The sequence below is a fragment of the Enterobacter cloacae complex sp. HYC080_NIDB genome, from assembly GCF_056673325.1.
In genome coordinates this window covers 4,518,062-4,542,302 of sequence record NZ_CP114212.1, presented here as the reverse complement: position 1 = coordinate 4,542,302, position 24,241 = coordinate 4,518,062, and the positions used below count along the sequence as shown (strand labels likewise).

Here is a 24,241-nt window from a genome sequence, read left to right as displayed (position 1 = left end):
CACTTAAACAATGATTTACGAAATCCTTGCAGGAGACATTATGAAAGTTATGCGTACCACTGTCGCAACTGTTGTCGCCGCGACCTTATCTCTGAGCGCGTTCTCTGTATTTGCAGAAGCAAGCCTGACTGGCGCTGGTGCAACCTTCCCTGCGCCGGTGTATGCCAAATGGGCGGATACCTACCAGAAAGAAACCGGTAATAAGGTTAACTATCAGGGTATCGGCTCCTCCGGTGGCGTAAAACAAATTACCGCTAACACCGTTGATTTCGGTGCATCAGACGCGCCGTTGTCTGACGATAAACTGAATCAGGAAGGCCTGTTCCAGTTCCCGACCGTGATCGGTGGTGTGGTTCTGGCTATCAACCTGCCGGGCGTGAAGTCTGGTGAGCTGGTGCTGGATGGCAAAACCCTGGGTGACATCTACCTGGGTAAAATCAAAAAATGGGATGACGAAGCGATCGCTAAGCTCAACCCAGGCCTGAAGCTGCCTGCTCAGAACATCGCCGTGGTTCGCCGCGCGGATGGTTCTGGTACCTCCTTCGTCTTCACCAGCTACCTGGCAAAAGTGAACGAAGAGTGGAAATCGAAAGTCGGTTCCGGCTCTACCGTTAACTGGCCAACAGGTCTGGGCGGTAAAGGTAACGACGGTATCGCTGCGTTCGTACAGCGTCTGCCTGGCTCAATTGGCTACGTAGAATACGCGTACGCGAAGCAGAACAACCTGTCCTACACCAAACTGGTGTCTGCTGATGGCAAACCAGTAAGCCCGACCGAAGAGAACTTTGCTAACGCTGCAAAAGGCGCTGACTGGAGCAAATCCTTCGCGCAGGATCTGACGAACCAGAAAGGCGAAGGTGCGTGGCCAATCACCTCCACCACCTTCATCCTGGTTCACAAAGAGCAGAAGAAACCTGAGCAGGGCGCTGAAGTGCTGAAGTTCTTCGACTGGGCATACAAAAACGGCGCTAAACAGGCTAACGACCTGGACTACGCCAGCCTGCCAGACAGCGTGGTTGAGCAGATTCGTGCTGCATGGAAAACCAACGTGAAAGACAGCAGCGGTAAAGCATTGTATTAATTTAGCATTCTGACGAAAATGGCGGGCGGCGCTTGCGCTTACCCGCCGATTTCGTAAACGCGTTTAACAGAAGAGTGATTTATGGCTGCAACCAAGCCTGCATTTAACCCTCCGGGTAAAAAAGGTGACATGATTTTCAGCGCGCTGGTCAAACTGGCTGCGCTGATTGTGCTATTGCTGCTGGGCGGCATTATCGTGTCTCTGATTTTCTCCTCCTGGCCGAGCATTCAGAAATTCGGTTTCTCCTTCCTGTGGACCAAAGAGTGGGATGCGCCGAACGACGTTTACGGTGCACTGGTGCCCATTTACGGCACGCTGGTGACCTCGTTCATCGCTCTGCTGATTGCGGTTCCGGTAAGCTTCGGTATTGCCCTGTTCCTGACGGAGCTGGCGCCAGGCTGGCTGCGTCGTCCGCTGGGCATCGCCATTGAACTGCTGGCGGCCATTCCAAGTATTGTGTACGGCATGTGGGGCCTGTTTATCTTTGCGCCGCTGTTTGCCACATACTTCCAGGAGCCGGTGGGAAATGTTCTTTCTGCCATTCCGTTTGTGGGCGCCCTCTTCTCAGGCCCGGCATTCGGTATTGGTATTCTTGCGGCAGGGGTGATCCTCGCCATCATGATTATTCCGTACATTGCGGCGGTTATGCGCGATGTCTTTGAACAAACCCCGGTGATGATGAAAGAGTCGGCCTACGGCATCGGCTGCACCACCTGGGAAGTCATCTGGCGCATTGTCCTTCCGTTCACCAAAAATGGGGTGATCGGCGGCGTCATGCTGGGATTAGGCCGTGCGTTGGGTGAAACCATGGCGGTCACCTTTATCATCGGTAACACCTACCAGCTCGACAGCGTCTCTCTGTATATGCCGGGTAACAGTATTACCTCTGCACTGGCGAACGAGTTTGCCGAAGCGGAATCCGGGCTGCACGTCGCGGCGCTGATGGAACTGGGTCTGATTCTGTTCGTTATCACCTTCATTGTTCTGGCGATTTCCAAGCTGATGATCCTGCGTCTCGCGAAAAATGAGGGGGCACGCTGATGGCGACTCTCGAAATGCAAAGCACCGCTCAGCTGGCGGAATCCCGCCGCAAAATGCAGGCAAAGCGTCGTTTTAAAAACCGCATTGCGCTGACGCTTTCCATGGCGACGATGGCGTTCGGCCTGTTCTGGCTGATCTGGATCCTGATGTCCACCATCACCCGTGGTATTGATGGCATGTCGCTGGCGCTGTTCACCGAAATGACGCCGCCGCCAAACACGGCGGGTGGTGGTCTGGCGAACGCCCTGGCGGGGAGTGGATTACTGATCCTGTGGGCGACCGTGTTCGGTACGCCGCTGGGCATTATGGCGGGTATCTACCTGGCAGAGTACGGGCGTAAATCCTGGCTGGCTGAGGTGATTCGCTTCATTAACGACATCCTGCTTTCTGCTCCGTCGATTGTCGTGGGTCTGTTTGTTTACACCATCGTGGTTGCGCAAATGGAACACTTCTCCGGCTGGGCGGGTGTGATTGCGCTGGCGCTGCTGCAGGTGCCTATTGTGATTCGTACCACCGAGAACATGCTGAAACTGGTGCCGGACAGCCTGCGTGAAGCGGCTTATGCGCTGGGTACGCCGAAGTGGAAAATGATCTCTGCGATTACGCTGAAAGCGTCGGTCTCCGGGATCATGACCGGGATTCTGCTGGCTATCGCCCGTATTGCCGGTGAAACGGCTCCGCTGCTGTTTACTGCCCTCTCCAACCAGTTCTGGAGCACGGACATGATGCAGCCGATCGCCAACCTGCCGGTGACGATCTTTAAATTTGCGATGAGCCCATTCGCGGAATGGCAGCAGCTGGCCTGGGCCGGGGTGCTGATCATCACCCTTTGCGTACTGTTGCTGAACATTCTGGCGCGCGTCATTTTCGCGAAGAAGAAACACGGTTAATTTTTTACGGCGCGGCAGCTCGCGGCGCCGAATGAGGAAAAGAGTCAATGAGTATGGTTGATACTGCCCCGGGTAAGATTCAGGTTCGTGATTTGAACTTCTACTACGGCAAATTCCATGCCCTGAAGAACATCAACCTGGATATCGCGAAGAACCAGGTCACGGCATTTATCGGTCCGTCTGGCTGTGGTAAATCCACGCTGCTGCGTACCTTTAACAAAATGTATTCGCTCTATCCGGAGCAGCGTGCTGAAGGTGAAATCATCCTGGACGGTGAAAACATTCTGACCCAGGCGCAGGATATCGCCCTGCTGCGCGCCAAAGTGGGGATGGTGTTCCAGAAACCGACGCCGTTCCCGATGTCCATTTATGACAACATCGCCTTTGGCGTTCGTCTGTTTGAAAAGCTTTCCCGTGCCGATATGGACGAGCGCGTGCAGTGGGCGTTGACCAAGGCCGCATTATGGAACGAAACCAAAGATAAACTTCACCAGAGCGGGTACTCTCTGTCCGGTGGTCAGCAGCAGCGTCTGTGCATTGCGCGCGGTATTGCTATTCGCCCGGAAGTGTTGCTGCTTGATGAGCCGTGTTCAGCGCTGGACCCGATCTCAACTGGCCGTATTGAAGAGCTGATCACCGAGCTGAAGCAGGATTACACCGTGGTTATCGTGACCCACAACATGCAGCAGGCTGCGCGTTGCTCCGATCACACCGCGTTTATGTACCTGGGCGAGCTGATCGAGTTCAGCGATACGGACGCGCTGTTCACCAGACCTGCGAAGAAACAAACCGAAGATTACATTACTGGCCGCTACGGTTGATTTGGAGTGAATCATGGACAACCTCAATCTTAACAAACACATTTCCGGCCAGTTCAACGCAGAGCTGGAGAGTATTCGCACGCAGGTGATGACCATGGGTGGCATGGTTGAACAGCAGCTTTCCGATGCGATTACGGCTATGCACAACCAGGACAGCGAGCTGGCGAAGCGCGTCATTGAAGGCGACAAGAACGTCAACATGATGGAAGTCGCCATCGACGAAGCGTGCGTGCGCATTATCGCGAAACGTCAGCCGACGGCGAGCGATCTGCGTCTGGTGATGGCCATCATCAAAACCATCGCCGAGCTGGAGCGTATTGGTGACGTGGCCGACAAAATCTGCCGCACCGCGCTGGAGAAATTCTCTCAGCAGCACCAGCCGCTGCTGGTGAGCCTGGAGTCACTGGGTCGGCACACCGTGCAGATGCTGCACGACGTGCTGGATGCTTTTGCGCGTATGGATCTGGACGAAGCGGTGCGTATCTACCGGGAAGACAAGAAGGTCGACCAGGAGTATGAAGGCATCGTGCGTCAGCTGATGACCTACATGATGGAAGACTCCCGTACCATCCCAAGCGTGCTGACCGCTCTGTTCTGCGCGCGCTCCATCGAGCGTATCGGCGACCGCTGCCAGAACATTTGCGAATACATTTTCTACTTCGTGAAGGGTCAGGACTTCCGTCACGTCGGCGGCGACGAGCTGGACAAGCTGCTGGCGGGTAAAGACCCGAAAGAGTGATTTTTGTGGCGGGTGGCGCTAGCGCTTACCCGCCTTACGCACTAACTGGTTTTCTCCCTCTCCCTTTGGGAGAGGGGAAACACTACCGAGTAATATCCCACCCGCGCGCTTTCCACAGCTCCGGCAACTGCGCCAGATCGGTAAAGGTCGTCACGTTTGGATGAACGATCGGCTTGTTGTGCGGATCGGCACAGAAGTAAAACACCTCCATCCCTGCATCAATGCCGGACTGCGCACCCGCAGACGAGTCATCCACCAGAATGCAGTTCTCGACGTTGACGTGCATCGCTTTCGCCGCATGGAACATCAGCGCCGGGTCGGGCTTCCAGCGCTGGATATCGTAGCCGCTGAACAGTTTTTCCGGGAAATGGTGCAACATTTCAAGCTTGCCGAGCGAGTGCTGCATTTTGCTGACCGGACCGTTAGAGACCACGCAGATCGGCACCGTCATCGCATCCAGCAGCGCGTTTGCGCCTGCTATGACTTCCAGCTCTGAGTCGAACAGGCGTGCAACCTCGGCGCGATAGACCGGCTCCAGATCCGCTTTTGCCAGAAAGACACCGTGTTCTTCGTTAATGATGTCGATAATCTCGTAGAGCTTCACGCCCTTAAAGCGCTTAAACACCTCTTCGAGCTCCAGCGTAATGCCAAATTCCTGGAACATGGTGACATACGCGCGGGAACAAATGACCTCACTGTCGACCAGGGTACCGTCGCAGTCAAAAAATACCGCTTCAATTCCGGACATGCCTTTCCCTTTTAACAAGTTTAACGTTTTCGTACGGCAGTTCGCCGGGACGCAATCGTTGCCGTATAAGCAAAATCAATGAAAAAAGTATCACGTAACTGCCACTATTGTCGCATTTTGGTATAGGATAGCGACGAATTTTCCCTCCTTGTTCGGAAATTGATGATGAGTCAACAACACACTACCCAGACATCTGGTCAGGGTCTGCTTGAGCGCGTGTTTAAACTGCGCGAGCACGGCACAACGGCACGCACCGAAGTGATCGCCGGTTTCACCACCTTCCTGACGATGGTCTACATCGTTTTTGTGAACCCTCAAATTCTGGGCGTTGCTGGCATGGATACCAGCGCCGTCTTTGTGACTACCTGTCTGATTGCGGCGCTTGGCAGCATCCTGATGGGCATGTTCGCTAACCTGCCGGTTGCGCTGGCTCCCGCTATGGGTCTGAACGCCTTCTTCGCGTTCGTGGTGGTTCAGGCGATGGGGCTGCCGTGGCAGGTAGGCATGGGCGCGATTTTCTGGGGCGCTATTGGTCTGCTGCTGCTGACCATTTTCCGCGTACGTTACTGGATGATCGCGAACATTCCGGTGAGCCTGCGCGTGGGTATTACCAGCGGTATTGGTCTGTTCATCGGTATGATGGGGCTGAAAAACGCCGGTGTGATCGTCGCGAACCCGGAAACGCTGGTGAGCATTGGTCATCTGACCTCGCATAACGTGCTGCTGGGCGTGCTGGGCTTCTTCATCATTGCGATCCTGGCCTCCCGCAATATTCATGCGGCGGTGCTGGTGTCCATCGTGGTCACGACCTTACTGGGCTGGATGCTGGGTGACGTTCACTATAACGGTATCGTCTCTGCGCCACCGAGCGTTTCAACCGTGATTGGTCACGTTGACCTGGCGGGTTCCCTGAACCTGGGCCTGGCGGGTGTGATTTTCTCCTTCATGCTGGTCAACCTGTTTGACTCATCCGGTACGCTGATTGGCGTGACGGATAAAGCAGGTCTGGCGGATGAGAAAGGGAAATTCCCACGCATGAAGCAGGCGCTGTTTGTGGATAGCATCTCTTCCGTCGCGGGCTCTTTCATCGGCACCTCGTCTGTTACCGCTTACATTGAATCCTCTTCCGGCGTGTCCGTGGGCGGTCGTACCGGCCTGACGGCAGTGGTGGTGGGTATTCTGTTCCTGCTGGTGATCTTCCTCTCTCCGCTGGCGGGTATGGTTCCTCCGTATGCGGCAGCTGGCGCGCTGATTTACGTGGGGGTGCTGATGACCTCCAGCCTGTCACGCGTGAAGTGGGATGATTTAACCGAAGCGGTGCCGGCGTTTATTACCGCCGTGATGATGCCATTCAGCTTCTCGATCACCGAAGGTATCGCGCTGGGCTTTATCTCGTACTGCGTGATGAAGATCGGTACCGGCCGCTTCCGCGATCTCAGCCCGTGCGTGATTGTTGTTGCGCTGCTGTTTGTGCTGAAGATTGTGTTTATCGATGCGCACTAAGGTGCGGTTTGTGGTGTCAGGTGGCGCTTCGCTTACCTGAGCTACTGAAGAGTGTAGGCCCGGTAAGCGCTAGCGCCACCGGGCTTTTTTATCAGGCTTTAACCCGCTTAATATAATCCCCAAACGCCGTCAGCTGACCAGACAGATGGTCACGCGTGCTCTGGTCCACCACGTCACCCGTCTGCGGGTCGACCTTGTTCTGAATCACGCCACCCATAAACTCCGGCTTGTTCATCACCATCGCATCCAGGAATACCAGGATCTGGCGCAGGTGGTACTGGCAGCGTGCGCCACCAATGGCACCCATAGAACTGGTCTGGATGAGTACCGGTTTACCCGCCAGCGGCTGCTCAGGTAAACGGGACAGCCAGTCGATGGCATTCTTCAGGCCACCCGGAACCGAGTAGTTATACTCCGGGGTGACAATGACCACGCCGTCGGCCTGGCGGATCTGATCTGCCAGCGCCTCAACGCTAGGCGGGAACCCTTCTTCCTGCTGGACATCTGCATCATACAGCGGGATGTCACCAATAGACGGCAGGGCGCTAATCTCCATACCTGCCGGTGCCAGCTGTGGCAGCGTGCGGGCAACCATCCCGTTAAATGAACCTTTGCGCAGGCTTCCCAGTAACGTAACAACTTTCAACGTATCAGACATGATTACTCCTGTTTCATCATGATGACCCTGAATGGATCAGCTAAGGATGTATGCTTTTTCTGCCGGTAAACTGGTTAATCGCATCAGACGTGCGGCGGGTTCGTTGGCTCGCTCGGGCACATCCGGGAGAGTACGCCATCCCTCTTTACTGTCAAATGCCCAAACCTTTAGACGTTCGATGGCGGGGCTGACGGCAACGGACCATATCAACACATCTTCTGCATCGCTGAGCGCTTCTACAAGCGTTGCCTGAGCGGCACGCAGGCGTCCGGAGCCTGGCAACAGCTGCAACTGACGGGCATCATCTGAGGCACAACCGCAGAGCTTGCGGATGCTCTGGCGCAGGGTGATGAGCTGAGCTCTGGCCTCGACGGGATCGGTTTGGTTGCGCACCCAGAGTTTTTCATTACTTGAGAGCGGGTAGTCATCGTGCGGGCTTGCACCGTGGAATCCTCGCGTTGCACGCTGAAGCTCCATATCCAGCCCGCAATCCCCCTCGGTGGTTAGCGCTACACCAATGATATTCCCCGTGTAGGCAATAGAAAAACGGGGGAGATCCGGGTCGGCAAAGACCGGGCGGCCTTCGGGTTGGGTGATGATCTCAGGCAGTTCGCTGGTGCCATACAGCATGAACATCAGTTCTGCGAGCAGCGCTCTGGACGCTAAAAAACGCGTTCTGCGGTGTTCGGGGAGTTTGAGCGCCTCACTGTGACAGGCGGAAGAGATTCTGGCCGATACGAGACGTCCTTCTGTGAGTATCCCTCTTGCAAAGTGCGTTGCCATTTTTCGCTCCTTGATAATGGTCGTATTCGGTTAAACGGTTACATGATTATCGCTCAACTTGCCTCCTGTTTTAATCAGTAAATGGGCGTAAGAGAAGCCTTAGGACCGAACTTTACATTTTCTTAGGCAAAAATCGGACTGTTGGCACCGTATAAGGCCTTGATGGTCTCCCGTAGCCAGAGGATTTTCGGATTATGGCTGTTACGTTTATGCCAGATCAGCGTGAAGGGAACGGTCAGCTTTTCAGCCTGCGCTTCGTCAATGGGAATGGGAAGCGCGATCAGCTTCCGCTGGTGGAGGTGATTATAGTGATGGCAGTAGTGCGGAGCGGTGGCGATATAGTTATGACCGGGCTGGGCCGCCATAAACATCGCCTGTTCGAAGCCCGGCAGGCTCATGGCGATGGTGCGCTCACGTCCCATCTCCTTGAGAACTTCATCAAGCGCCCAGGTGTCGCTGCGTTCCCAGAAGATGCTGATATGGGGGTAGCGCAGGAAGCTCTCCAGATCCCACTCTTCCAGAAGTGCCGGATGGTCCTCGCGCAGATAGACGCACGGACGGTCGCTAAACAGGATTTCGTAGTCGATAAACCACGGCATCAGTTTCAGCAGTTCCCGTGAGCGCGGGTGCGTTTCGCGGCCGGTGAAGCCCACATCCACTTCCCCGCGCGTAATGGCGTCCAGCGAATCGTAATCCCAGTGACGCATCTTCACCGTTGCCTGAGGATAGCGCTGGTTCACCTGTTCCAGCAGGTCATTAAAGCGGATCAGCATCAACGGCGTTTCTGCAGCCAGCATGAACGTTAGCCCGCCCGGCGAATCATGATGGAATTTGTCGAGGATCTGGTTGCCGATTTGCATCCAGTCCGCCAGGTCCTGCTCCAGGCTGACCGTTAGCGGCGTGGGCAGTAGCCCTAACGGCGTTTTGACAAACAGCGGGTCGTCGAACCAGTCGCGCAGCTTGCCCAGTGATTTACTTACCGCTGACGGCGTGACGTTCATCCGCTTTGCGGCTTTGGTGACGCTGCGCTCCTGCAGCAAAAGCTGCAGACAAAGCAAAAGGTTAAGATCGAGATTGCTGATGGGCTTCTTCATAGTTTGCCGCAGGCTGGATAACCAAAAGTAAAGTGATGCAGACCATGCTACAGCCAATCAGAATCCCGATCAGCATATTGAGCGCGTTAAGTCCGATGACCGCCGCCAGCCAAATCCACAGCGATGAACCGCAGACCTGCGCGATCCCCAGCACCGAGCTTGCCACGCCTGCCCGCAGCGAGAACGGGCCGAGCGCCTGGCTCATCGCGACGCCAAACCCAACCGAGAATCCGGCGCAAATGAGGGTAATGCCCACCAGCATCACCGCGTGTGAGCTTGCCGTCGCCAGGATCAGACCTGCAGCGAGGAACAGCACCTGCGAGGTCAGCATCAGCATGCGCTGGCTGAAAATATTGAGTGCAAAAGGAGTGGAGAAGGAGACGGCCATACTGACCATGGCGGTTAAGGCCATCACCGTTGAATATTCTCCGCGATCGAAGCCCATGGTCTCCATCAGCAAAACCGGTGAAACGTTTACATAGGTCAGGATCACCGCCACGCTGAGCGTAGTGACGGCCAGGCGACTGAGGAAAAAGCGGTTGATGAGCTTCTCGGCCGGGTGAATGCTTGCGGTATGACCGCTATTCTGCGAACCCGGGTGGGTCTCTTTCAGCACGGCAATCGACAGGATAAACACCAGCGTCCCCATGGCTGCCATGGTCCAGAACAGGCTTTGCCACGGGAGTTTCAGCATGATCAGATAGCCTACGACGGGAGCCAGCACCGGGATGATGCAGGTTATGCCGTTCAGCATGGAGAGCACCTTCGCGCGACGCTGGGCGCTTAAGGTATCGCGCAGGATCGCAAAGGCCACCACATAGCAGCCACCCGCTCCAATGCCCTGAATAAAACGTCCTGTCAGGAACAGGGTGCTTTCCTGGGCGACGGAACACAGTATCGATGCCAGGGCGAACACAATCGCACCGGTAATCGCGACAGGCTGACGACCTGCCTTATCCGCAATTTTTCCCGCAAACACCATCGACGACGCCATCCCCGCGAGGTAGGCCGAAAACGCAATATGCAGCTGCGCTTCGCTGGCACCCAGATCGCGGGCGATGTGCGGTAATCCCACCAGATACATATCAATGCCAGACGGATAAAGCAGAACGAGCGCAAAACTACAAAACAGAAAACGAGCCATAAACCCCCCATGGATGCAGGCAAGCAGAATAGGGGGAGAAGAGGGATTAGGCGAGTTGCCATTTGGACAATGGTGATTTCCTGGGAGGAAATCACCATTGATTAGCGGGTGTCATTTGCCAATACAGAAGCTCGAGAAAATCCTTCCCAGCAGATCGTCCGAGGTAAACTCCCCGGTGATCTCACTCAGATTCTGCTGCGCCAGACGCAGCTCTTCCGCCAGCAGTTCACCCGCCCAGGCGCCGATCAGCTGTGCTTTGCCCTGGTCGAGATGACGGGCCGCCTCTTCCAGCGCCTGCAGATGACGACGACGCGCCAGGAAGCCGCCTTCCATGCTGGTGTCAAAGCCCATGCTCTGCTTGAGATGGTTACGCAGGTCGTCCACGCCCTCACCGGTGCGCGCCGACAGGCGAATGAGCGAGTGACCATTCACATCGCTGATACCCAGCGTTTCACCGGTCACGTCTGCTTTGTTGCGCACTACGGTGATCGGCAGCTTAGCCGGCAGGCGAGCGATAAAATCTGGCCAGATCTCAGCCGGGTCAACGGCGTCGGTGGTGGTGCCGTCCACCATAAACAGCACGCGGTCAGCCTGCTCGATCTCCTGCCAGGCGCGTTCAATACCGATACGCTCAACTTCATCGCTGGCATCGCGCAGACCGGCGGTATCGATAATGTGCAGCGGCATCCCGTCGATGTGGATATGCTCGCGCAGCACGTCGCGGGTGGTACCAGCAATGTCGGTCACAATGGCCGCTTCACGGCCCGCCAGGGCGTTCAACAGGCTCGATTTCCCGGCGTTCGGGCGCCCGGCAATGACCACCTTCATCCCTTCGCGCAGCAGGCTTCCTTGACGCGCCTCGGCGCGCACCGCGTCGAGGTCGCTCATCACCTGGTTGAGCTGGGCTTCGATTTTTCCGTCAGAGAGGAAGTCGATCTCCTCGTCAGGGAAGTCGATAGCTGCTTCCACGTAGATCCGAAGGTGAGTAAGTGCTTCCACCAGGTGATTCACGCGGGCAGAAAATGCCCCTTGCAGCGAGTTCAGGGCGGAGCGAGCCGCCTGTTCAGAACTGGCGTCGATCAGGTCGGCAATCGCCTCGGCCTGGGCCAGGTCGAGCTTATCGTTCAGAAAAGCACGCTCGGAGAACTCGCCCGGCTTCGCAATACGCAGGCCCGGCAGGGTCAGAATACGTTTTAACAGCAGGTCGAGGATCACCGGGCCGCCGTGGCCCTGCAGCTCCAGCACGTCTTCGCCGGTAAAGGAGTTCGGGCCGGGGAACCACAGCGCAATGCCCTGGTCCAGCGGCGTACCGTCGCTGTCTTTAAATGGCAGGTAATCCGCGTAGCGCGGTTTTGGCAGTTTACCCAGCACCGCTTCGGCCACCTCGCGCGCCTTCAGGCCGGAGATGCGCAGAATACCTACACCACCGCGTCCCGGTGGGGTTGCCTGGGCGACGATAGTGTCGTTATGGCTCATGGTTGCTCTCGTTCAATACAAATAAAAAAGGCGGTCAATCGACCGCCCTTATTTTAGCGTTAACTTATCGGATCAGGACTTTTTCTTTTCGCGGCTATGCAGGCCACGTTTTTCCAGACCACGGTAAATCAGCTGCTGCTGGATGATGGTCACCAGGTTGCTGACGATATAGTACAGCACCAGACCTGACGGGAACCACAGGAAGAACACGGTGAAGATGACCGGCATAAAGGTCATGATCTTCTGCTGCATCGGGTCGGTCACGGTGGTCGGCGACATCTTCTGAATGAAGAACATCGTCACGCCCATCAGGATCGGCAGGATGTAGTACGGGTCCTGTGCAGACAGGTCATGGATCCACAGGGCGAACGGCGCATGGCGCAGCTCAACGGAACCCATCAGCATGTAGTACAGCGCAAGGAAGATTGGCATCTGAATCAGCAGCGGGAAGCAACCACCCAGCGGGTTCACTTTCTCTGCTTTATACAGGGCCATCATTTCCTGGCTCTGACGCTGTTTGTCATCGCCCAGACGCTCACGCATTGCCTGAATCTTCGGCTGCAGCATACGCATCTTCGCCATGGAGGTGTACTGCGCTTTGGTCAGCGGGTACATGATGCCACGAACGATAAAGGTGATAACGATGATGGAGAAGCCCCAGTTACCCAGGAAGCTGTGGATGAACTTCAGCAGCTTAAACAGCGGCTGAGAGATGAACCACAACCAACCGTAATCGACGGTCAGATCCAGGTGCGGCGCAACAGCAGCCATTTTGTCCTGGATTTCCGGGCCGACCCACAGGGTGCTTGCCAGCTTACCGGTTTGACCCGGCTGAACCAGAACTGGCTGAGATTTGTAGCCGATGGCTGCAATACCGTTGCCCAGGTTCGCGGTGTAGAAGTTATTGGTACCGTCGTTATTTGGCACCCATGCAGTCGCGAAATACTGCTGCAGCATTGCCACCCAACCGCCTTTAGCACTGACGTTCAGGTTTTCGTTATCGGCAATGGTGTCGAACTTGTATTTCTCATACTTCGCGTCAGGCGTGGAGTATGCCGCGCCACGGAAGGTGTGCAGCGCGAAGTTGCTGCTTCCGGTGTCACGGTGAGACGGCAGATTGATGGACTGCTTCAGCTGACCGAAGGTAGACAGTTCCAGCGGTTTCGCACCGGTGTTCTGTACGCTGTAGCCCACGTTTACCGCATATTCACCGCGTTTCAGGGTGAAGGTTTTGGTGAACGTGTTGCCTGCCGCGTCGGTATAGGTCATCGGGATAACGAGTTCGTTCTGGCCATCAGCCAGCGCAAAGGTGTCGCTCTCGACGTTATACAGTGGACGCGCACCGTTAGCCGGGTTATCCGGGCCATCACGACCGGTCAGGCCGCTCTGCGCCTGGTAGATAAACTCTGGCGTGGTTTCCAGTAACTGGAACGGTTCGGTAGACTTCAGCTCTTTCGGGTAGGTCAACAGCAGCGCCTGCTCAACATCACCACCACGGGTGTTGATAGTCAACTCAAGCACATCGGTCTTAACCGTAATCTGTTTCCCCTGGCCACTGGCCGGTACGCCCTGGTCGGCGGCGCTACCCGCTGCGGTGGTCGTAGTCTGCGTGGTCTGCTGCTGGGGTTGAGGATTTTTATCCTGCTCCCATGCCTGCCAGATCATGAAAGACACGAACAACAAAGCGATGATAAGAAGATTGCGTTGCGAATCCATCGTTAGTGTTCTCTGGTATCAAAAGGTCCTGGGGGGACGGGGTCGTCTCCACCGGGGTGTAAAGGGTGGCATTTTAATACGCGTTTCACCGTCAACCAACTGCCTTTTATCACTCCAAACCTGCGCAATGCCTCAATTCCGTAGCTTGAGCATGTTGGTGTGAAACGGCAGTGCGGCCCGAGTAGCGGACTAATCAGGCGTTGATAGACCCGAATGAGGGCTATCAGGACCCGTGAGCCAGGCGACAGTGGCGGCGCCATAATTTTTCCAACGCTTCCGAGAGAGCACGGTTATCGAGGTCGGCAACCCCCTTTTTAGCCACCACCACGAAATCCATAGAAGGCAGTTCGTGCTGACGTAAACGGAAGCTTTCACGCGTCAGACGTTTAATCCGATTGCGTTCATGCGCGCGCTTAACGTTTTTCTTGGCGACTGTGAGACCGATGCGGGGATGCCCCAGCGAATTTTGGCGGCCGAGGATGGTGATTTGCGGCGTGCCAGCCCGTTGTGGCTGCTGGAAGACGAAAGTGAAATGAGTGGGAGTTAACAAACGTAACTCCCTGGGAAATGCGAGCTTAACCACTCAGGGGTTAGCTTTATTACTTGGAAACGGTCAGACGAGCGCGGCCTTTAGCACGACGACGTGCCAGAACCTGACGACCATTTTTAGTAGCCATACGAGCACGGAAGCCGTGAGAACGGTTGCGCTTCAGTACAGACGGTTGAAAAGTGCGTTTCATGGCGATTTCTACCTAAACTTGAATAAATTCACTGACTTTTGCGTATACCCGAACGAGTTTCGAACGACTAACGCCTCAGCGTGGGTGATTAAAGAGGCCGGATTGTAATAATTGTACACTCCGGAGTCAATTCTCTTTCCTTATTTCCCGCGTATTTCCGCACGATTTCGCGTGGAAAATGAGCAACGGACGACGCAGGAAGATGAGCATCACGCGCCGGGTCGAGGATTATACGGGCTCGGCAACAAAGCGCAAGGATCGTCCCGGATCTTCGTTAGATCATTTAAGCAATAAATTGTCGTTGCTCATTAAATTTTCCAATATGCGGGCTAAATCGCGAGGCACTCGCGCCAGGATCGTTTACACTTACCCGGTTTCGGAACTTCCTGTGGATAAATCGGGAAGAATCTGTGAGAAACAGAAGATCTCTGGCTCAGTTTAGGCTATGATCCGCGGTCCCGATCGGGATCCCAGGATCCTGGTCAGGATTAAATTGCAGATAGCAATTCGCACGTCACCCTTTGCACAGGGTCATGTCGATGTGCGCCAACAATCATGAATATTCAATAGTTTTCTTTTATTGTTCGAGTGGAGTCCGCCGTGTCACTTTCGCTTTGGCAGCAGTGTCTTGCCCGATTGCAGGATGAGTTACCAGCCACAGAATTCAGTATGTGGATCCGCCCGTTGCAGGCGGAGCTGAGCGATAACACGCTGGCTTTGTATGCGCCAAACCGTTTTGTGCTCGATTGGGTAAGAGACAAGTACCTTAATAACATCAATGGCCTGCTGAACGATTTCTGCGGGTCAGATGTCCCGCAGCTGCGTTTTGAAGTGGGCACCAGGCCCGTCACCCAAACCGTTCGTGAAACCGTGAATGTCGCAGCGCCAGCTCAGGCCGCTCCTGCGCCAGCCCCTCGCGTTGCACCTGCTCGTCAGGGCTGGGATAACGTGCCTGCACCGGCAGAGCCAACCTACCGCTCCAACGTTAACGTGAAGCACACGTTCGATAACTTCGTTGAAGGTAAGTCGAACCAGCTGGCGCGCGCGGCGGCTCGTCAGGTTGCTGATAACCCCGGAGGCGCCTACAACCCGCTGTTCCTGTATGGCGGCACGGGTCTGGGTAAAACGCACCTGCTGCACGCGGTGGGTAACGGCATTATGGCCCGCAAGCCGAATGCGAAAGTGGTGTATATGCACTCCGAGCGCTTCGTTCAGGACATGGTAAAAGCCCTGCAAAACAATGCGATCGAAGAGTTTAAACGCTACTACCGTTCCGTTGATGCGCTGCTGATCGATGACATCCAGTTCTTTGCCAATAAAGAACGATCGCAGGAAGAATTTTTCCACACCTTCAACGCCCTGCTGGAAGGTAATCAGCAGATCATTCTGACCTCGGATCGTTATCCTAAAGAGATCAACGGCGTTGAAGATCGTCTGAAATCCCGCTTCGGCTGGGGCCTGACCGTGGCGATCGAGCCGCCGGAGCTGGAAACCCGCGTCGCGATCCTGATGAAAAAAGCCGATGAGAACGACATTCGCCTGCCGGGTGAAGTGGCGTTCTTTATTGCCAAGCGTCTTCGTTCCAATGTGCGTGAGCTGGAAGGAGCACTGAACCGCGTGATTGCCAATGCCAACTTTACCGGTCGTGCGATCACCATCGATTTTGTGCGAGAAGCGCTGCGTGATCTGCTGGCATTGCAGGAAAAACTGGTCACTATCGACAATATTCAAAAGACGGTGGCCGAGTACTACAAGATCAAAGTGGCAGATTTACTGTCTAAACGTCGTTCCCGCTCGGTGGCGCGTCCGCGTCAGATGGCGATGGCGCTGGCAAAGGAGTTAACCAACCACAGTCTGCCGGAAATCGGCGATGCGTTTGGTGGCCGTGACCATACGACCGTGCTGCATGCGTGCCGCAAGATTGAGCAGTTACGCGAAGAAAGCCACGACATAAAAGAAGATTTCTCCAATTTAATCAGAACACTATCATCGTGACGCTATGAAATTTACCGTTGAACGTGAACATTTATTAAAACCGCTGCAACAGGTGAGTGGCCCATTAGGTGGCCGCCCAACGCTGCCTATTCTCGGAAACCTGCTGCTTCAGGTCGCGGACGGTACGCTGTCGCTGACCGGTACAGATCTGGAAATGGAAATGATCGCGCGCGTTACGCTGACGCAGCCGCACGACGCGGGCGCGACCACGGTTCCGGCACGTAAATTCTTTGATATCTGCCGTGGGCTGCCGGAAGGCGCTGAAATTGCCGTGCAGCTGGAAGGCGACCGTATGCTGGTGCGCTCTGGCCGCAGCCGTTTTTCGCTCTCCACGCTGCCTGCTGCAGACTTCCCGAACCTGGACGACTGGCAGAGTGAAGTTGAATTCACCCTACCGCAGGCGACGATGAAGCGTTTGATTGAAGCCACGCAGTTCTCCATGGCGCATCAGGACGTTCGTTACTACTTAAACGGCATGCTGTTCGAAACCGAAGGCGAAGAGCTGCGTACCGTAGCGACCGACGGCCACCGTCTGGCGGTCTGTTCTATGCCGATTGGCGACTCGCTGCCAAACCATTCGGTGATCGTGCCGCGTAAAGGGGTGATTGAGCTGATGCGTATGCTCGACGGTGGCGACACGCCGCTGCGCGTGCAGATCGGCAGCAACAACATCCGCGCGCATGTGGGCGATTTTGTCTTCACTTCGAAGCTGGTTGACGGCCGTTTCCCGGATTATCGCCGCGTATTGCCGAAGAACCCGGACAAGACGCTGGAAGCGGGCTGCGATAGCCTCAAGCAGGCGTTTGCCCGTGCCGCCATTCTCTCTAACGAGAAATTCCGCGGCGTGCGTCTGTACGTGAGCGAAAACCAGATCAAAATCACCGCCAATAACCCGGAGCAGGAAGAGGCAGAAGAGATTCTGGACGTCACCTACGCCGGAACCGAGATGGAAATCGGCTTCAACGTCAGCTATGTGCTGGACGTGTTGAACGCGCTGAAATGCGAGAACGTGCGCATTCTGCTGACCGACTCCGTATCGAGCGTACAGATTGAAGATGCTGCCAGCCAAAGCGCGGCTTATGTTGTCATGCCAATGAGACTGTAATGTCGCTCACCCGTCTGTTGATCCGCGACTTTCGCAACATCGAAAGCGCGGATCTCGCTCTCTCCCCTGGCTTTAACTTCCTGGTTGGCGCAAACGGCAGTGGCAAAACCAGCGTGCTGGAAGCCATCTATACGCTCGGCCATGGTCGGGCGTTTCGCAGTTTGCAGATTGGCCGCGTCATTCGCCACGAGCAGGAATCTTTTGTTCTGCATGGGCGTTTGCAGGGGGCGGAGCGAGAAACCGCCATTGGCCTGACCAAAGACAAGCAGGGCGACAGCAAGGTACGCATCGACGGCACCGACGGCCACAAGGTGGCGGAGCTGGCGCTGCTCATGCCGATGCAGCTGATTACGCCCGAGGGGTTTACTTTACTCAACGGCGGCCCCAAATACAGAAGAGCATTCCTCGACTGGGGATGCTTTCACAACGAAGCCGGTTTCTTTAACGCCTGGAGCAACCTGAAGCGCCTGCTCAAGCAGCGTAACGCCGCGTTGCGCCAGGTCACCCGTTACGCCCAGCTGCGCCCGTGGGATTTGGAGCTTATCCCTCTCGCGGAACAGATCAGCCGCTGGCGTGCCGAATACAGCGCAGGTATCGCCGAAGACATGGCCGACACCTGCAAACAGTTTTTACCCGAGTTCTCTCTCACCTTCTCCTTCCAGCGCGGCTGGGAGAAAGAGACGGATTATGCTGAGGTGTTAGAGAGAAACTTCGAGCGCGACCGCATGCTGACCTACACCGCGCACGGCCCGCACAAGGCGGATTTCCGCATTCGTGCCGACGGTGCGCCGGTGGAAGACACATTGTCGCGCGGGCAACTCAAGCTCCTGATGTGCGCACTGCGCCTGGCGCAGGGAGAGTTCCTCACTCGCGAGAGCGGGCGACGCTGCCTGTACCTGATAGATGATTTTGCCTCGGAACTTGACGACGCGCGGCGCGGGCTGCTTGCCAGCCGCTTAAAAGCCACGCAGTCGCAGGTTTTCGTCAGCGCGATTAGCGCTGAACACGTTATGGACATGTCGGACGAAAATTCGAAGATGTTTACCGTGGAAAAGGGTAAAATAACGGATTAACCCAAGTTGAAATGAGCGAGAAACGTTGATGTCGAATTCTTATGACTCCTCCAGTATCAAAGTCCTGAAAGGGCTGGATGCGGTGCGTAAGCGCCCGGGTATGTATATCGGCGACACGGATGACGGCACCGGTCTGCACCACATGGTATTCGAGGTGGTAGATAACGCTATCGACGAAGCGCTCGCGGGTCACTGTAAAGACATCGTGGTCACCATCCATGCGGATAACTCCGTCTCCGTCACTGATGATGGCCGTGGCATCCCAACCGGTATTCACCCGGAAGAGGGCGTCTCTGCTGCGGAAGTGATCATGACCGTTCTGCACGCAGGCGGTAAGTTTGACGATAACTCCTATAAAGTTTCCGGCGGCCTGCACGGCGTAGGCGTCTCCGTGGTTAACGCCCTGTCGCAGAAGCTGGAGCTGGTTATCCAGCGTGAAGGCAAAATTCACCGTCAGCTTTATACGCACGGCGTGCCACAGGCACCGCTGGCCGTCACTGGCGACACCGACAAAACCGGTACCATGGTGCGTTTCTGGCCGAGCCTCGAAACCTTCACCAACGTCACCGAATTCGAGTATGACATCCTGGCGAAACGCCTGCGTGAACTGTCGTTCCTGAACTCCGGTGTGTCGATTCGTCTGCGCGACAAGCGTGACAACAAAGAAGACCACTTCCACTACGAAGGCGGGATCAAGGCGTTCGTTGAGTATCTGAACAAGAATAAAACGCCAATTCACCCGAATATCTTCTACTTCTCCACAGAAAAAGACGGTATCGGCGTTGAAGTGGCGTTGCAGTGGAATGATGGTTTCCAGGAAAACATCTACTGCTTCACCAACAACATTCCACAGCGTGACGGCGGTACGCACCTGGCGGGCTTCCGTGCGGCGATGACCCGTACCCTGAACGCCTACATGGACAAAGAAGGCTACAGCAAAAAAGCGAAAGTCAGCGCCACCGGCGACGATGCCCGTGAAGGTTTGATTGCCGTTGTCTCCGTGAAGGTGCCGGATCCGAAGTTCTCATCACAGACCAAAGATAAGCTGGTCTCTTCTGAGGTGAAATCGGCGGTTGAACAGCAGATGAACGAACTGCTTAGCGAATACCTGCTGGAAAACCCGTCTGACGCGAAAATCGTTGTCGGCAAAATTATTGACGCGGCACGTGCTCGTGAAGCGGCGCGTAAAGCCCGTGAAATGACCCGTCGTAAAGGCGCTCTGGACTTAGCGGGTCTGCCAGGCAAGCTGGCTGACTGCCAGGAACGCGACCCGGCGCTCTCTGAACTGTACCTTGTGGAAGGGGACTCCGCGGGCGGTTCTGCGAAGCAGGGCCGTAACCGTAAGAACCAGGCAATCCTGCCGTTGAAGGGTAAAATCCTCAACGTTGAGAAGGCGCGCTTCGACAAAATGCTCTCTTCTCAGGAAGTGGCGACGCTTATCACCGCGCTGGGCTGCGGCATTGGGCGTGACGAGTACAACCCGGACAAACTGCGTTATCACAGCATCATCATCATGACCGATGCGGACGTCGACGGCTCGCACATCCGTACGCTGCTGTTGACCTTCTTCTATCGTCAGATGCCGGAAATCGTTGAACGTGGCCACGTCTACATTGCACAGCCACCGCTGTACAAAGTGAAGAAAGGCAAGCAGGAACAGTACATTAAAGATGACGATGCGATGGATCAGTACCAAATCGCGATCGCGCTTGACGGTGCAACCCTGCACGCGAACTCTCATGCCCCTGCACTGGCCGGCGAGCCGCTGGAGCGTCTGGTTTCTGAGTTCAACGCCACTCAGAAAATGATTGGTCGTATGGAGCGTCGTTATCCGAAAGCGCTGCTGAAGGAGCTGATCTATCAGCCAACCCTGACTGAAGCCGAACTGAGCGACGAACAGGCAGTTACCCGCTGGGTGAACACCCTGGTGAGCGAGCTGAACGAGAAAGAGCAGCACGGTAGCCAGTGGAAATTTGACGTTCAGCAGAACGCGGCCCAGCAGTTCGAGCCGATTGTTCGCGTGCGCACCCACGGCGTCGACACCGACTACCCGCTGGAGCACGAATTCGTGACCGGTCCGGAATATCGTCGTATCTGCACCCTCGGCGAGAAGCTGCGCGGTCTGATCGAAGACGATGCGTTTATCGAACGTGGCGAACGTCGTCAGCCGGTAGCCAGCTTCGAGCAGGCGCTGGACTGGCTGGTGAAAGAGTCCCGTCGCGGTCTTTCTATCCAGCGTTATAAAGGTCTGGGTGAAATGAACCCGGATCAGCTGTGGGAAACCACCATGGATCCAGAAAGCCGTCGTATGCTGCGCGTCACCGTGAAAGATGCGATTGCAGCCGACCAGCTGTTCACGACGTTGATGGGCGATGCGGTTGAACCACGCCGTGCCTTCATCGAAGAGAACGCGCTGAAAGCGGCGAATATCGATATTTAATCGTAGTGAGATTGCTTTACTGAGGCCGCGCAATTAGCGCGGCTTTTTTATGGGCGCAGACAAATCCAGCGACAGCACTGACGGTAAACGGCTGGCGAGCATATCGACAGCAATTCTGACTCTCAGTGGCAGATGTGGCGTCTTTTGCCAGACTGCATGAACGTCGAAGCGCACTTCCGGTGCCTGCTTTAACAGCGGGATGAGTTTTCCCTGATGAATTTCTCTGCTGGCCATCCAGCAGGGCAGCCACGCAATGCCGTGTCCGGCCAGCGCCGCATCGCAGATAGCCTGCAAGTCGTCCATGTTGAGTGAGGAGCGGGGAGTAAAGGTGTGCGACGTCCCTTCGTTATCCATCAGCTCCCAGGGCAAAACTCTGCCTGCACGCAGATAGTTAATGGCTGCATGGTGTGCTAAATCCGCAACGCTTTGTGGCTGGCCCCTCTCCAGCAGGTAATCCGGCGCGGCGCACAGCACCATCCGGTGCTCCCCCAGCCTTCTGGCGACCAGCATGCTACTGTCCTGAAGCGTGCCGTTACGTACCGCCATATCGAATCCTTCCTCCACGAGATCCACCACGCGGTCGCTGAACGACATTTCCAGTTCAAGACCGGGGTGCTCCTGCGCCAGTTCTATCAGCAAAGGGGCAACGCACTGACGGCCAAACAGAACCGGCATGGCGACGCGCAGGCGGCCACGGATCTGCTGTTTTCCGGACTCAAGCAACGATTCTGCGCCCCGAATCTCCTCCAGCGCGCGCAGGCAGCGTTCATAAAAAAGAGCGCCGTTATCGGTCAGCTTCAGGCTACGGGTGGTGCGCTGAAACAGACGAACGCCAAGACGCTGTTCAAGGCGAGCGATGCTTTTTCCTACCGCCGAGCGTGACAAATGCAGACGGATGGCGGCCTGAGCAAAACTTCCCGCCTCCACGGCGGCGACAAAAACAGGGATATCCTTCAGCGTATCGCTCATGAATTGTATCTTTTGTGGCGTCAATAAAGAGAAAACTTATCGCCACTGGAGAGATTAAGTCAACGGTAGACTGTCAGAACTGAAGCTTAATAGATGGCAGGAGTAAATTATGACAGAGACAATGCAACGCTGGTCCATGAATGCCCTCGGGCGCGAGAACCTCAGACTCATTCAGGAACCTGTTCAAACGCCTGGCCCGGGTGAAGTGCGCGTACGGGTAAATGCCGTTGCACTTAACTATCGCGATAAAATGGTTATTGAAGGCACGATGCCGATTCCGCTTGCCTTCCCGTTTACCCCTGCGTCTGACATGGCGGGCGTGGTGGACAGCACGGGCGAAGGCGTAACACGTTTCAAACCCGGCGCTCGCGTCATTTCCACTTTCTTCCCGGAGTGGATCGACGGCAGGCCGCAGGCGGACGCGCGCAATTTGCCCTATAAAACCTCCGGCGGCTATTTCCAGGGAATGCTGGCCGAGTATGTGATTGTGAAGGAAGACGCGCTGGTGGCCGCCCCGGACACTCTGGACGATGCAGAAGCCAGCACGCTGCCCTGCGCAGGGCTTACCGCCTGGTTCGCGCTGGTGGAGCGCGGTCAGTTACGTGCCGGGCAATCGGTACTGGTGCAGGGGACGGGCGGCGTGGCGATATTCGCCCTGCAGATCGCAAAAGCGCACGGCGCAGAGGTGTTTGTCACCTCGGGGAGCGATGAAAAACTGGCGCTGGCCAAAAAACTGGGCGCCACCCAGGGCATCAACCGGCTGAAAGGCGACTGGGCTGAAAATACCCTGGCGCTCACGCAGGATCGCGGCATCGACCATATTATCGAAACCGTGGGGGGAGAGAACCTGAAGCATTCCCTGCGTGCCGTTGCCGTTCACGGGCGTATTTCTGTTATTGGCGTGCTGGCCGGAAGTGAGATTTCGCTGTCCGCTGGCGAACTGTTGCTGAAATCTCCGGTCATTCAGGGGATTGGCGTCGGGCACCGCCGGGCGCTGGAAGATTTCGTCCGCGCTGTGGATGTGACGGGACTGAAACCTGTGATCGAGCATCGCTACCGCTTTGATGAACTCGAACAGGCGCTTAAACACCTGGATCGCGGTGCGTTTGGCAAAATTGTCCTGACCCGCGAGTAAGGCATTATTCCCCGGGATGCGGGTAAAAGGGGCACTTCTGTTGCGCAATGTAGCTCTATTTTTGTGTGCTTAATCGCGTTAGCATGAGACAGCACTCATTTATCCTGGGGAACTCATGGCTATCAAACTCATTGCAATCGACATGGATGGCACGCTGCTGCTGCCAGACCACACTATCTCTCCTGCCGTTAAAAACGCGATCGCTGCCGCACGCGCGAAGGGCGTGAATGTGGTACTGACCACCGGGCGTCCGTATGCGGGCGTGCACAGTTACCTGAAAGAGCTGCACATGAACCAGCCGGGTGATTACTGCATCACCTATAACGGCGCGCTGGTGCAGAAAGCCGCAGATGGCAGCACGGTTGCGCAAACGGCACTGAGCTACGACGACTATCTCTTCCTGGAAAAACTTTCCCGTGAAGTGGGCTCTCACTTCCACGCGCTCGATCGCAATACGCTCTACACCGCCAACCGCGATATCAGCTACTACACGGTGCATGAATCTTACGTTGCGACCATTCCGCTGGTCTTCTGTGAAGCCGAGAAAATGGACCCGGCGACGCAGTTCCTGAAAGTGATGATGATCGATGAGCCGGAGATCCTGGATAAAGCCATCGCGCGTATTCCGGCAGAGGTCAAAGAGAAGTACACCGTGTTGAAAAGCGCGCCGTACTTCCTCGAAATTCTCGATAAACGCGTCAATAAAGGCACGGGTGTAAAATCACTGGCTGACGCGCTGGGTATTAAACCTGAGGAAATCATGGCGCTGGGCGACCAGGAAAACGACATCGCGATGATTGAATTTGCGGGGATGGGCGTCGCGATGGATAACGCGATCCCGTCGGTGAAAGACGTGGCTAACTTCGTCACCAAATCCAATCTGGAAGACGGTGTGGCGTACGCCATCGAGAAGTTTGTGCTGCAGTAACGCCTGTTTGCATTCATCGGCCTCGGTTATCAACCGGGGCTTTTTTTTGCGCTGAATTTATTGAATTGTTCTTTTTGTGATCTTGATTGTAGTACAACATTGAATGATTGTACTACATTAAAGCCATGGCAAAGACGAACTCCCTCACGTTTGTACTGCAAA

General features: G+C 55.7%; 23 protein-coding genes. 12 read left to right on the top strand and 11 right to left on the bottom strand.

The genetic code is table 11. The annotated features are described in order from the left end of the window. Positions 1-40: 40 nt before the first annotated feature. From pstS to phoU, 5 genes are all read left to right on the top strand, one after another. Positions 41-1,081: a phosphate ABC transporter substrate-binding protein PstS gene (gene pstS, locus O1723_RS21575; RefSeq protein WP_014881891.1), complete on the top strand. Its 1,041-nt coding sequence runs from the start codon at positions 41-43 to the stop codon at positions 1,079-1,081. Between the two features lie 81 nt (positions 1,082-1,162). Next, positions 1,163-2,122, top strand: coding sequence for a phosphate ABC transporter permease PstC (gene pstC, locus O1723_RS21570; RefSeq protein WP_014881892.1), 960 nt, complete (start codon positions 1,163-1,165; stop codon positions 2,120-2,122). Further along, a complete protein-coding gene (gene pstA, locus O1723_RS21565; RefSeq protein WP_014881893.1) occupies positions 2,122-3,012 on the top strand; it encodes a phosphate ABC transporter permease PstA in 891 nt (296 codons plus the stop codon). The genes pstC and pstA overlap by 1 nt, the downstream gene beginning before the upstream one ends. A gap of 47 nt (positions 3,013-3,059) precedes the next feature. Then, entirely contained in the window at positions 3,060-3,833 is a 774-nt protein-coding gene (gene pstB, locus O1723_RS21560) for a phosphate ABC transporter ATP-binding protein PstB (RefSeq protein ID WP_010426574.1), read from the top strand. Between the two features lie 13 nt (positions 3,834-3,846). After that, positions 3,847-4,572, top strand: a complete 726-nt coding sequence (gene phoU / locus O1723_RS21555) for a phosphate signaling complex protein PhoU (protein ID WP_008500182.1) — start codon at positions 3,847-3,849, stop codon at positions 4,570-4,572. Between the two features lie 82 nt (positions 4,573-4,654). On the opposite strand, the gene yieH is transcribed toward phoU, so the two are convergent. Beyond that, positions 4,655-5,320 (bottom strand): 6-phosphogluconate phosphatase, encoded by a 666-nt coding sequence (yieH, locus tag O1723_RS21550; RefSeq protein ID WP_023336497.1) that lies wholly within the window; start codon positions 5,318-5,320, stop codon positions 4,655-4,657. A gap of 165 nt (positions 5,321-5,485) precedes the next feature. On the opposite strand from yieH, the gene adeP reads away from it, so the two are divergent. Beyond that, a complete protein-coding gene (gene adeP, locus O1723_RS21545; RefSeq protein WP_014881895.1) occupies positions 5,486-6,823 on the top strand; it encodes an adenine permease AdeP in 1,338 nt (445 codons plus the stop codon). Positions 6,824-6,914: 91 nt separating this feature from the next. On the opposite strand, the gene O1723_RS21540 is transcribed toward adeP, so the two are convergent. The 9 genes from O1723_RS21540 to rpmH all read right to left on the bottom strand — a co-directional run bounded on the left by O1723_RS21540 (position 6,915) and on the right by rpmH (position 14,434). Next, positions 6,915-7,481, bottom strand: a complete 567-nt coding sequence (locus O1723_RS21540; protein ID WP_248190860.1) for an NADPH-dependent FMN reductase — start codon at positions 7,479-7,481, stop codon at positions 6,915-6,917. 36 nt (positions 7,482-7,517) lie between these two features. Then, entirely contained in the window at positions 7,518-8,264 is a 747-nt protein-coding gene (locus O1723_RS21535) for a 4'-phosphopantetheinyl transferase family protein (RefSeq protein ID WP_014881897.1), read from the bottom strand. 122 nt (positions 8,265-8,386) lie between these two features. After that, positions 8,387-9,358: an HTH-type transcriptional regulator YidZ gene (gene yidZ / locus O1723_RS21530; protein WP_014881898.1), complete on the bottom strand. Its 972-nt coding sequence runs from the start codon at positions 9,356-9,358 to the stop codon at positions 8,387-8,389. Then, complete coding sequence (locus O1723_RS21525) at positions 9,327-10,502, bottom strand: MFS transporter (RefSeq protein ID WP_014881899.1); 1,176 nt, start codon at positions 10,500-10,502, stop codon at positions 9,327-9,329. Before O1723_RS21525 ends, yidZ begins: the two co-directional genes overlap by 32 nt. Positions 10,503-10,613: 111 nt before the next feature. Beyond that, complete coding sequence (mnmE, locus tag O1723_RS21520; protein ID WP_014881900.1) at positions 10,614-11,978, bottom strand: tRNA uridine-5-carboxymethylaminomethyl(34) synthesis GTPase MnmE; 1,365 nt, start codon at positions 11,976-11,978, stop codon at positions 10,614-10,616. Between the two features lie 72 nt (positions 11,979-12,050). Then, positions 12,051-13,694, bottom strand: coding sequence for a membrane protein insertase YidC (gene yidC / locus O1723_RS21515; RefSeq protein WP_014881901.1), 1,644 nt, complete (start codon positions 13,692-13,694; stop codon positions 12,051-12,053). Between the two features lie 2 nt (positions 13,695-13,696). Further along, positions 13,697-13,954 (bottom strand): membrane protein insertion efficiency factor YidD, encoded by a 258-nt coding sequence (gene yidD, locus O1723_RS21510; protein WP_001307474.1) that lies wholly within the window; start codon positions 13,952-13,954, stop codon positions 13,697-13,699. Continuing rightward, a complete protein-coding gene (rnpA, locus tag O1723_RS21505; RefSeq protein WP_014072458.1) occupies positions 13,918-14,277 on the bottom strand; it encodes a ribonuclease P protein component in 360 nt (119 codons plus the stop codon). The genes yidD and rnpA overlap by 37 nt, the downstream gene beginning before the upstream one ends. Positions 14,278-14,293: 16 nt before the next feature. Then, positions 14,294-14,434, bottom strand: coding sequence for a 50S ribosomal protein L34 (rpmH, locus tag O1723_RS21500; protein WP_000831330.1), 141 nt, complete (start codon positions 14,432-14,434; stop codon positions 14,294-14,296). 600 nt (positions 14,435-15,034) lie between these two features. Here rpmH and dnaA point away from each other — a divergent pair. Genes dnaA through gyrB form a run of 4 tightly spaced genes read left to right on the top strand, consistent with a single transcriptional unit; the run spans position 15,035 to position 21,047 of the window. After that, on the top strand, positions 15,035-16,429 hold the full coding sequence (gene dnaA, locus O1723_RS21495) for a chromosomal replication initiator protein DnaA (RefSeq protein WP_014881902.1): 1,395 nt from the start codon (positions 15,035-15,037) through the stop codon (positions 16,427-16,429). Positions 16,430-16,433: 4 nt separating this feature from the next. Further along, entirely contained in the window at positions 16,434-17,534 is a 1,101-nt protein-coding gene (gene dnaN, locus O1723_RS21490; RefSeq protein WP_010426557.1) for a DNA polymerase III subunit beta, read from the top strand. Then, positions 17,534-18,607, top strand: coding sequence for a DNA replication/repair protein RecF (recF, locus tag O1723_RS21485; RefSeq protein WP_014881903.1), 1,074 nt, complete (start codon positions 17,534-17,536; stop codon positions 18,605-18,607). Before dnaN ends, recF begins: the two co-directional genes overlap by 1 nt. Positions 18,608-18,635: 28 nt before the next feature. Continuing rightward, a complete protein-coding gene (gene gyrB, locus O1723_RS21480) occupies positions 18,636-21,047 on the top strand; it encodes a DNA topoisomerase (ATP-hydrolyzing) subunit B (protein WP_014881904.1) in 2,412 nt (803 codons plus the stop codon). Positions 21,048-21,080: 33 nt separating this feature from the next. Here the strand turns inward: gyrB and O1723_RS21475 are convergent, their stop codons facing one another. After that, entirely contained in the window at positions 21,081-22,016 is a 936-nt protein-coding gene (locus tag O1723_RS21475) for a LysR family transcriptional regulator (RefSeq protein WP_014881905.1), read from the bottom strand. Between the two features lie 109 nt (positions 22,017-22,125). Here O1723_RS21475 and O1723_RS21470 point away from each other — a divergent pair, with 109 nt between their 5' ends. Together O1723_RS21470 and yidA are read left to right on the top strand one after the other, a co-directional pair. Then, positions 22,126-23,151, top strand: a complete 1,026-nt coding sequence (locus O1723_RS21470; protein ID WP_014881906.1) for a zinc-dependent alcohol dehydrogenase family protein — start codon at positions 22,126-22,128, stop codon at positions 23,149-23,151. Positions 23,152-23,266: 115 nt separating this feature from the next. Then, positions 23,267-24,079 (top strand): sugar-phosphatase, encoded by an 813-nt coding sequence (gene yidA / locus O1723_RS21465; protein WP_014881907.1) that lies wholly within the window; start codon positions 23,267-23,269, stop codon positions 24,077-24,079. Positions 24,080-24,241 lie beyond the last annotated feature (162 nt).

Excerpts from the sequence above, each read along its gene's own strand:
- O1723_RS21540 (WP_248190860.1), bottom strand. The coding sequence starts at position 7,481 with ATGTCTGATACGTTGAAAGTTGTTACGTTACTGGGAAGCCTGCGCAAA.
- O1723_RS21535 (WP_014881897.1), bottom strand. The coding sequence starts at position 8,264 with ATGGCAACGCACTTTGCAAGAGGGATACTCACAGAAGGACGTCTCGTA.
- gyrB (WP_014881904.1), top strand. The coding sequence starts at position 18,636 with ATGTCGAATTCTTATGACTCCTCCAGTATCAAAGTCCTGAAAGGGCTG.
- dnaN (WP_010426557.1), top strand. The coding sequence starts at position 16,434 with ATGAAATTTACCGTTGAACGTGAACATTTATTAAAACCGCTGCAACAG.
- O1723_RS21475 (WP_014881905.1), bottom strand. The coding sequence starts at position 22,016 with ATGAGCGATACGCTGAAGGATATCCCTGTTTTTGTCGCCGCCGTGGAG.
- adeP (WP_014881895.1), top strand. The coding sequence starts at position 5,486 with ATGAGTCAACAACACACTACCCAGACATCTGGTCAGGGTCTGCTTGAG.
- pstA (WP_014881893.1), top strand. The coding sequence starts at position 2,122 with ATGGCGACTCTCGAAATGCAAAGCACCGCTCAGCTGGCGGAATCCCGC.
- rpmH (WP_000831330.1), bottom strand. The coding sequence starts at position 14,434 with ATGAAACGCACTTTTCAACCGTCTGTACTGAAGCGCAACCGTTCTCAC.
- yidD (WP_001307474.1), bottom strand. The coding sequence starts at position 13,954 with ATGGCGCCGCCACTGTCGCCTGGCTCACGGGTCCTGATAGCCCTCATT.
- phoU (WP_008500182.1), top strand. The coding sequence starts at position 3,847 with ATGGACAACCTCAATCTTAACAAACACATTTCCGGCCAGTTCAACGCA.
- yidZ (WP_014881898.1), bottom strand. The coding sequence starts at position 9,358 with ATGAAGAAGCCCATCAGCAATCTCGATCTTAACCTTTTGCTTTGTCTG.
- yieH (WP_023336497.1), bottom strand. The coding sequence starts at position 5,320 with ATGTCCGGAATTGAAGCGGTATTTTTTGACTGCGACGGTACCCTGGTC.
- yidC (WP_014881901.1), bottom strand. The coding sequence starts at position 13,694 with ATGGATTCGCAACGCAATCTTCTTATCATCGCTTTGTTGTTCGTGTCT.
- O1723_RS21525 (WP_014881899.1), bottom strand. The coding sequence starts at position 10,502 with ATGGCTCGTTTTCTGTTTTGTAGTTTTGCGCTCGTTCTGCTTTATCCG.
- pstC (WP_014881892.1), top strand. The coding sequence starts at position 1,163 with ATGGCTGCAACCAAGCCTGCATTTAACCCTCCGGGTAAAAAAGGTGAC.
- pstB (WP_010426574.1), top strand. The coding sequence starts at position 3,060 with ATGAGTATGGTTGATACTGCCCCGGGTAAGATTCAGGTTCGTGATTTG.
- yidA (WP_014881907.1), top strand. The coding sequence starts at position 23,267 with ATGGCTATCAAACTCATTGCAATCGACATGGATGGCACGCTGCTGCTG.
- recF (WP_014881903.1), top strand. The coding sequence starts at position 17,534 with ATGTCGCTCACCCGTCTGTTGATCCGCGACTTTCGCAACATCGAAAGC.
- O1723_RS21470 (WP_014881906.1), top strand. The coding sequence starts at position 22,126 with ATGACAGAGACAATGCAACGCTGGTCCATGAATGCCCTCGGGCGCGAG.
- mnmE (WP_014881900.1), bottom strand. The coding sequence starts at position 11,978 with ATGAGCCATAACGACACTATCGTCGCCCAGGCAACCCCACCGGGACGC.
- pstS (WP_014881891.1), top strand. The coding sequence starts at position 41 with ATGAAAGTTATGCGTACCACTGTCGCAACTGTTGTCGCCGCGACCTTA.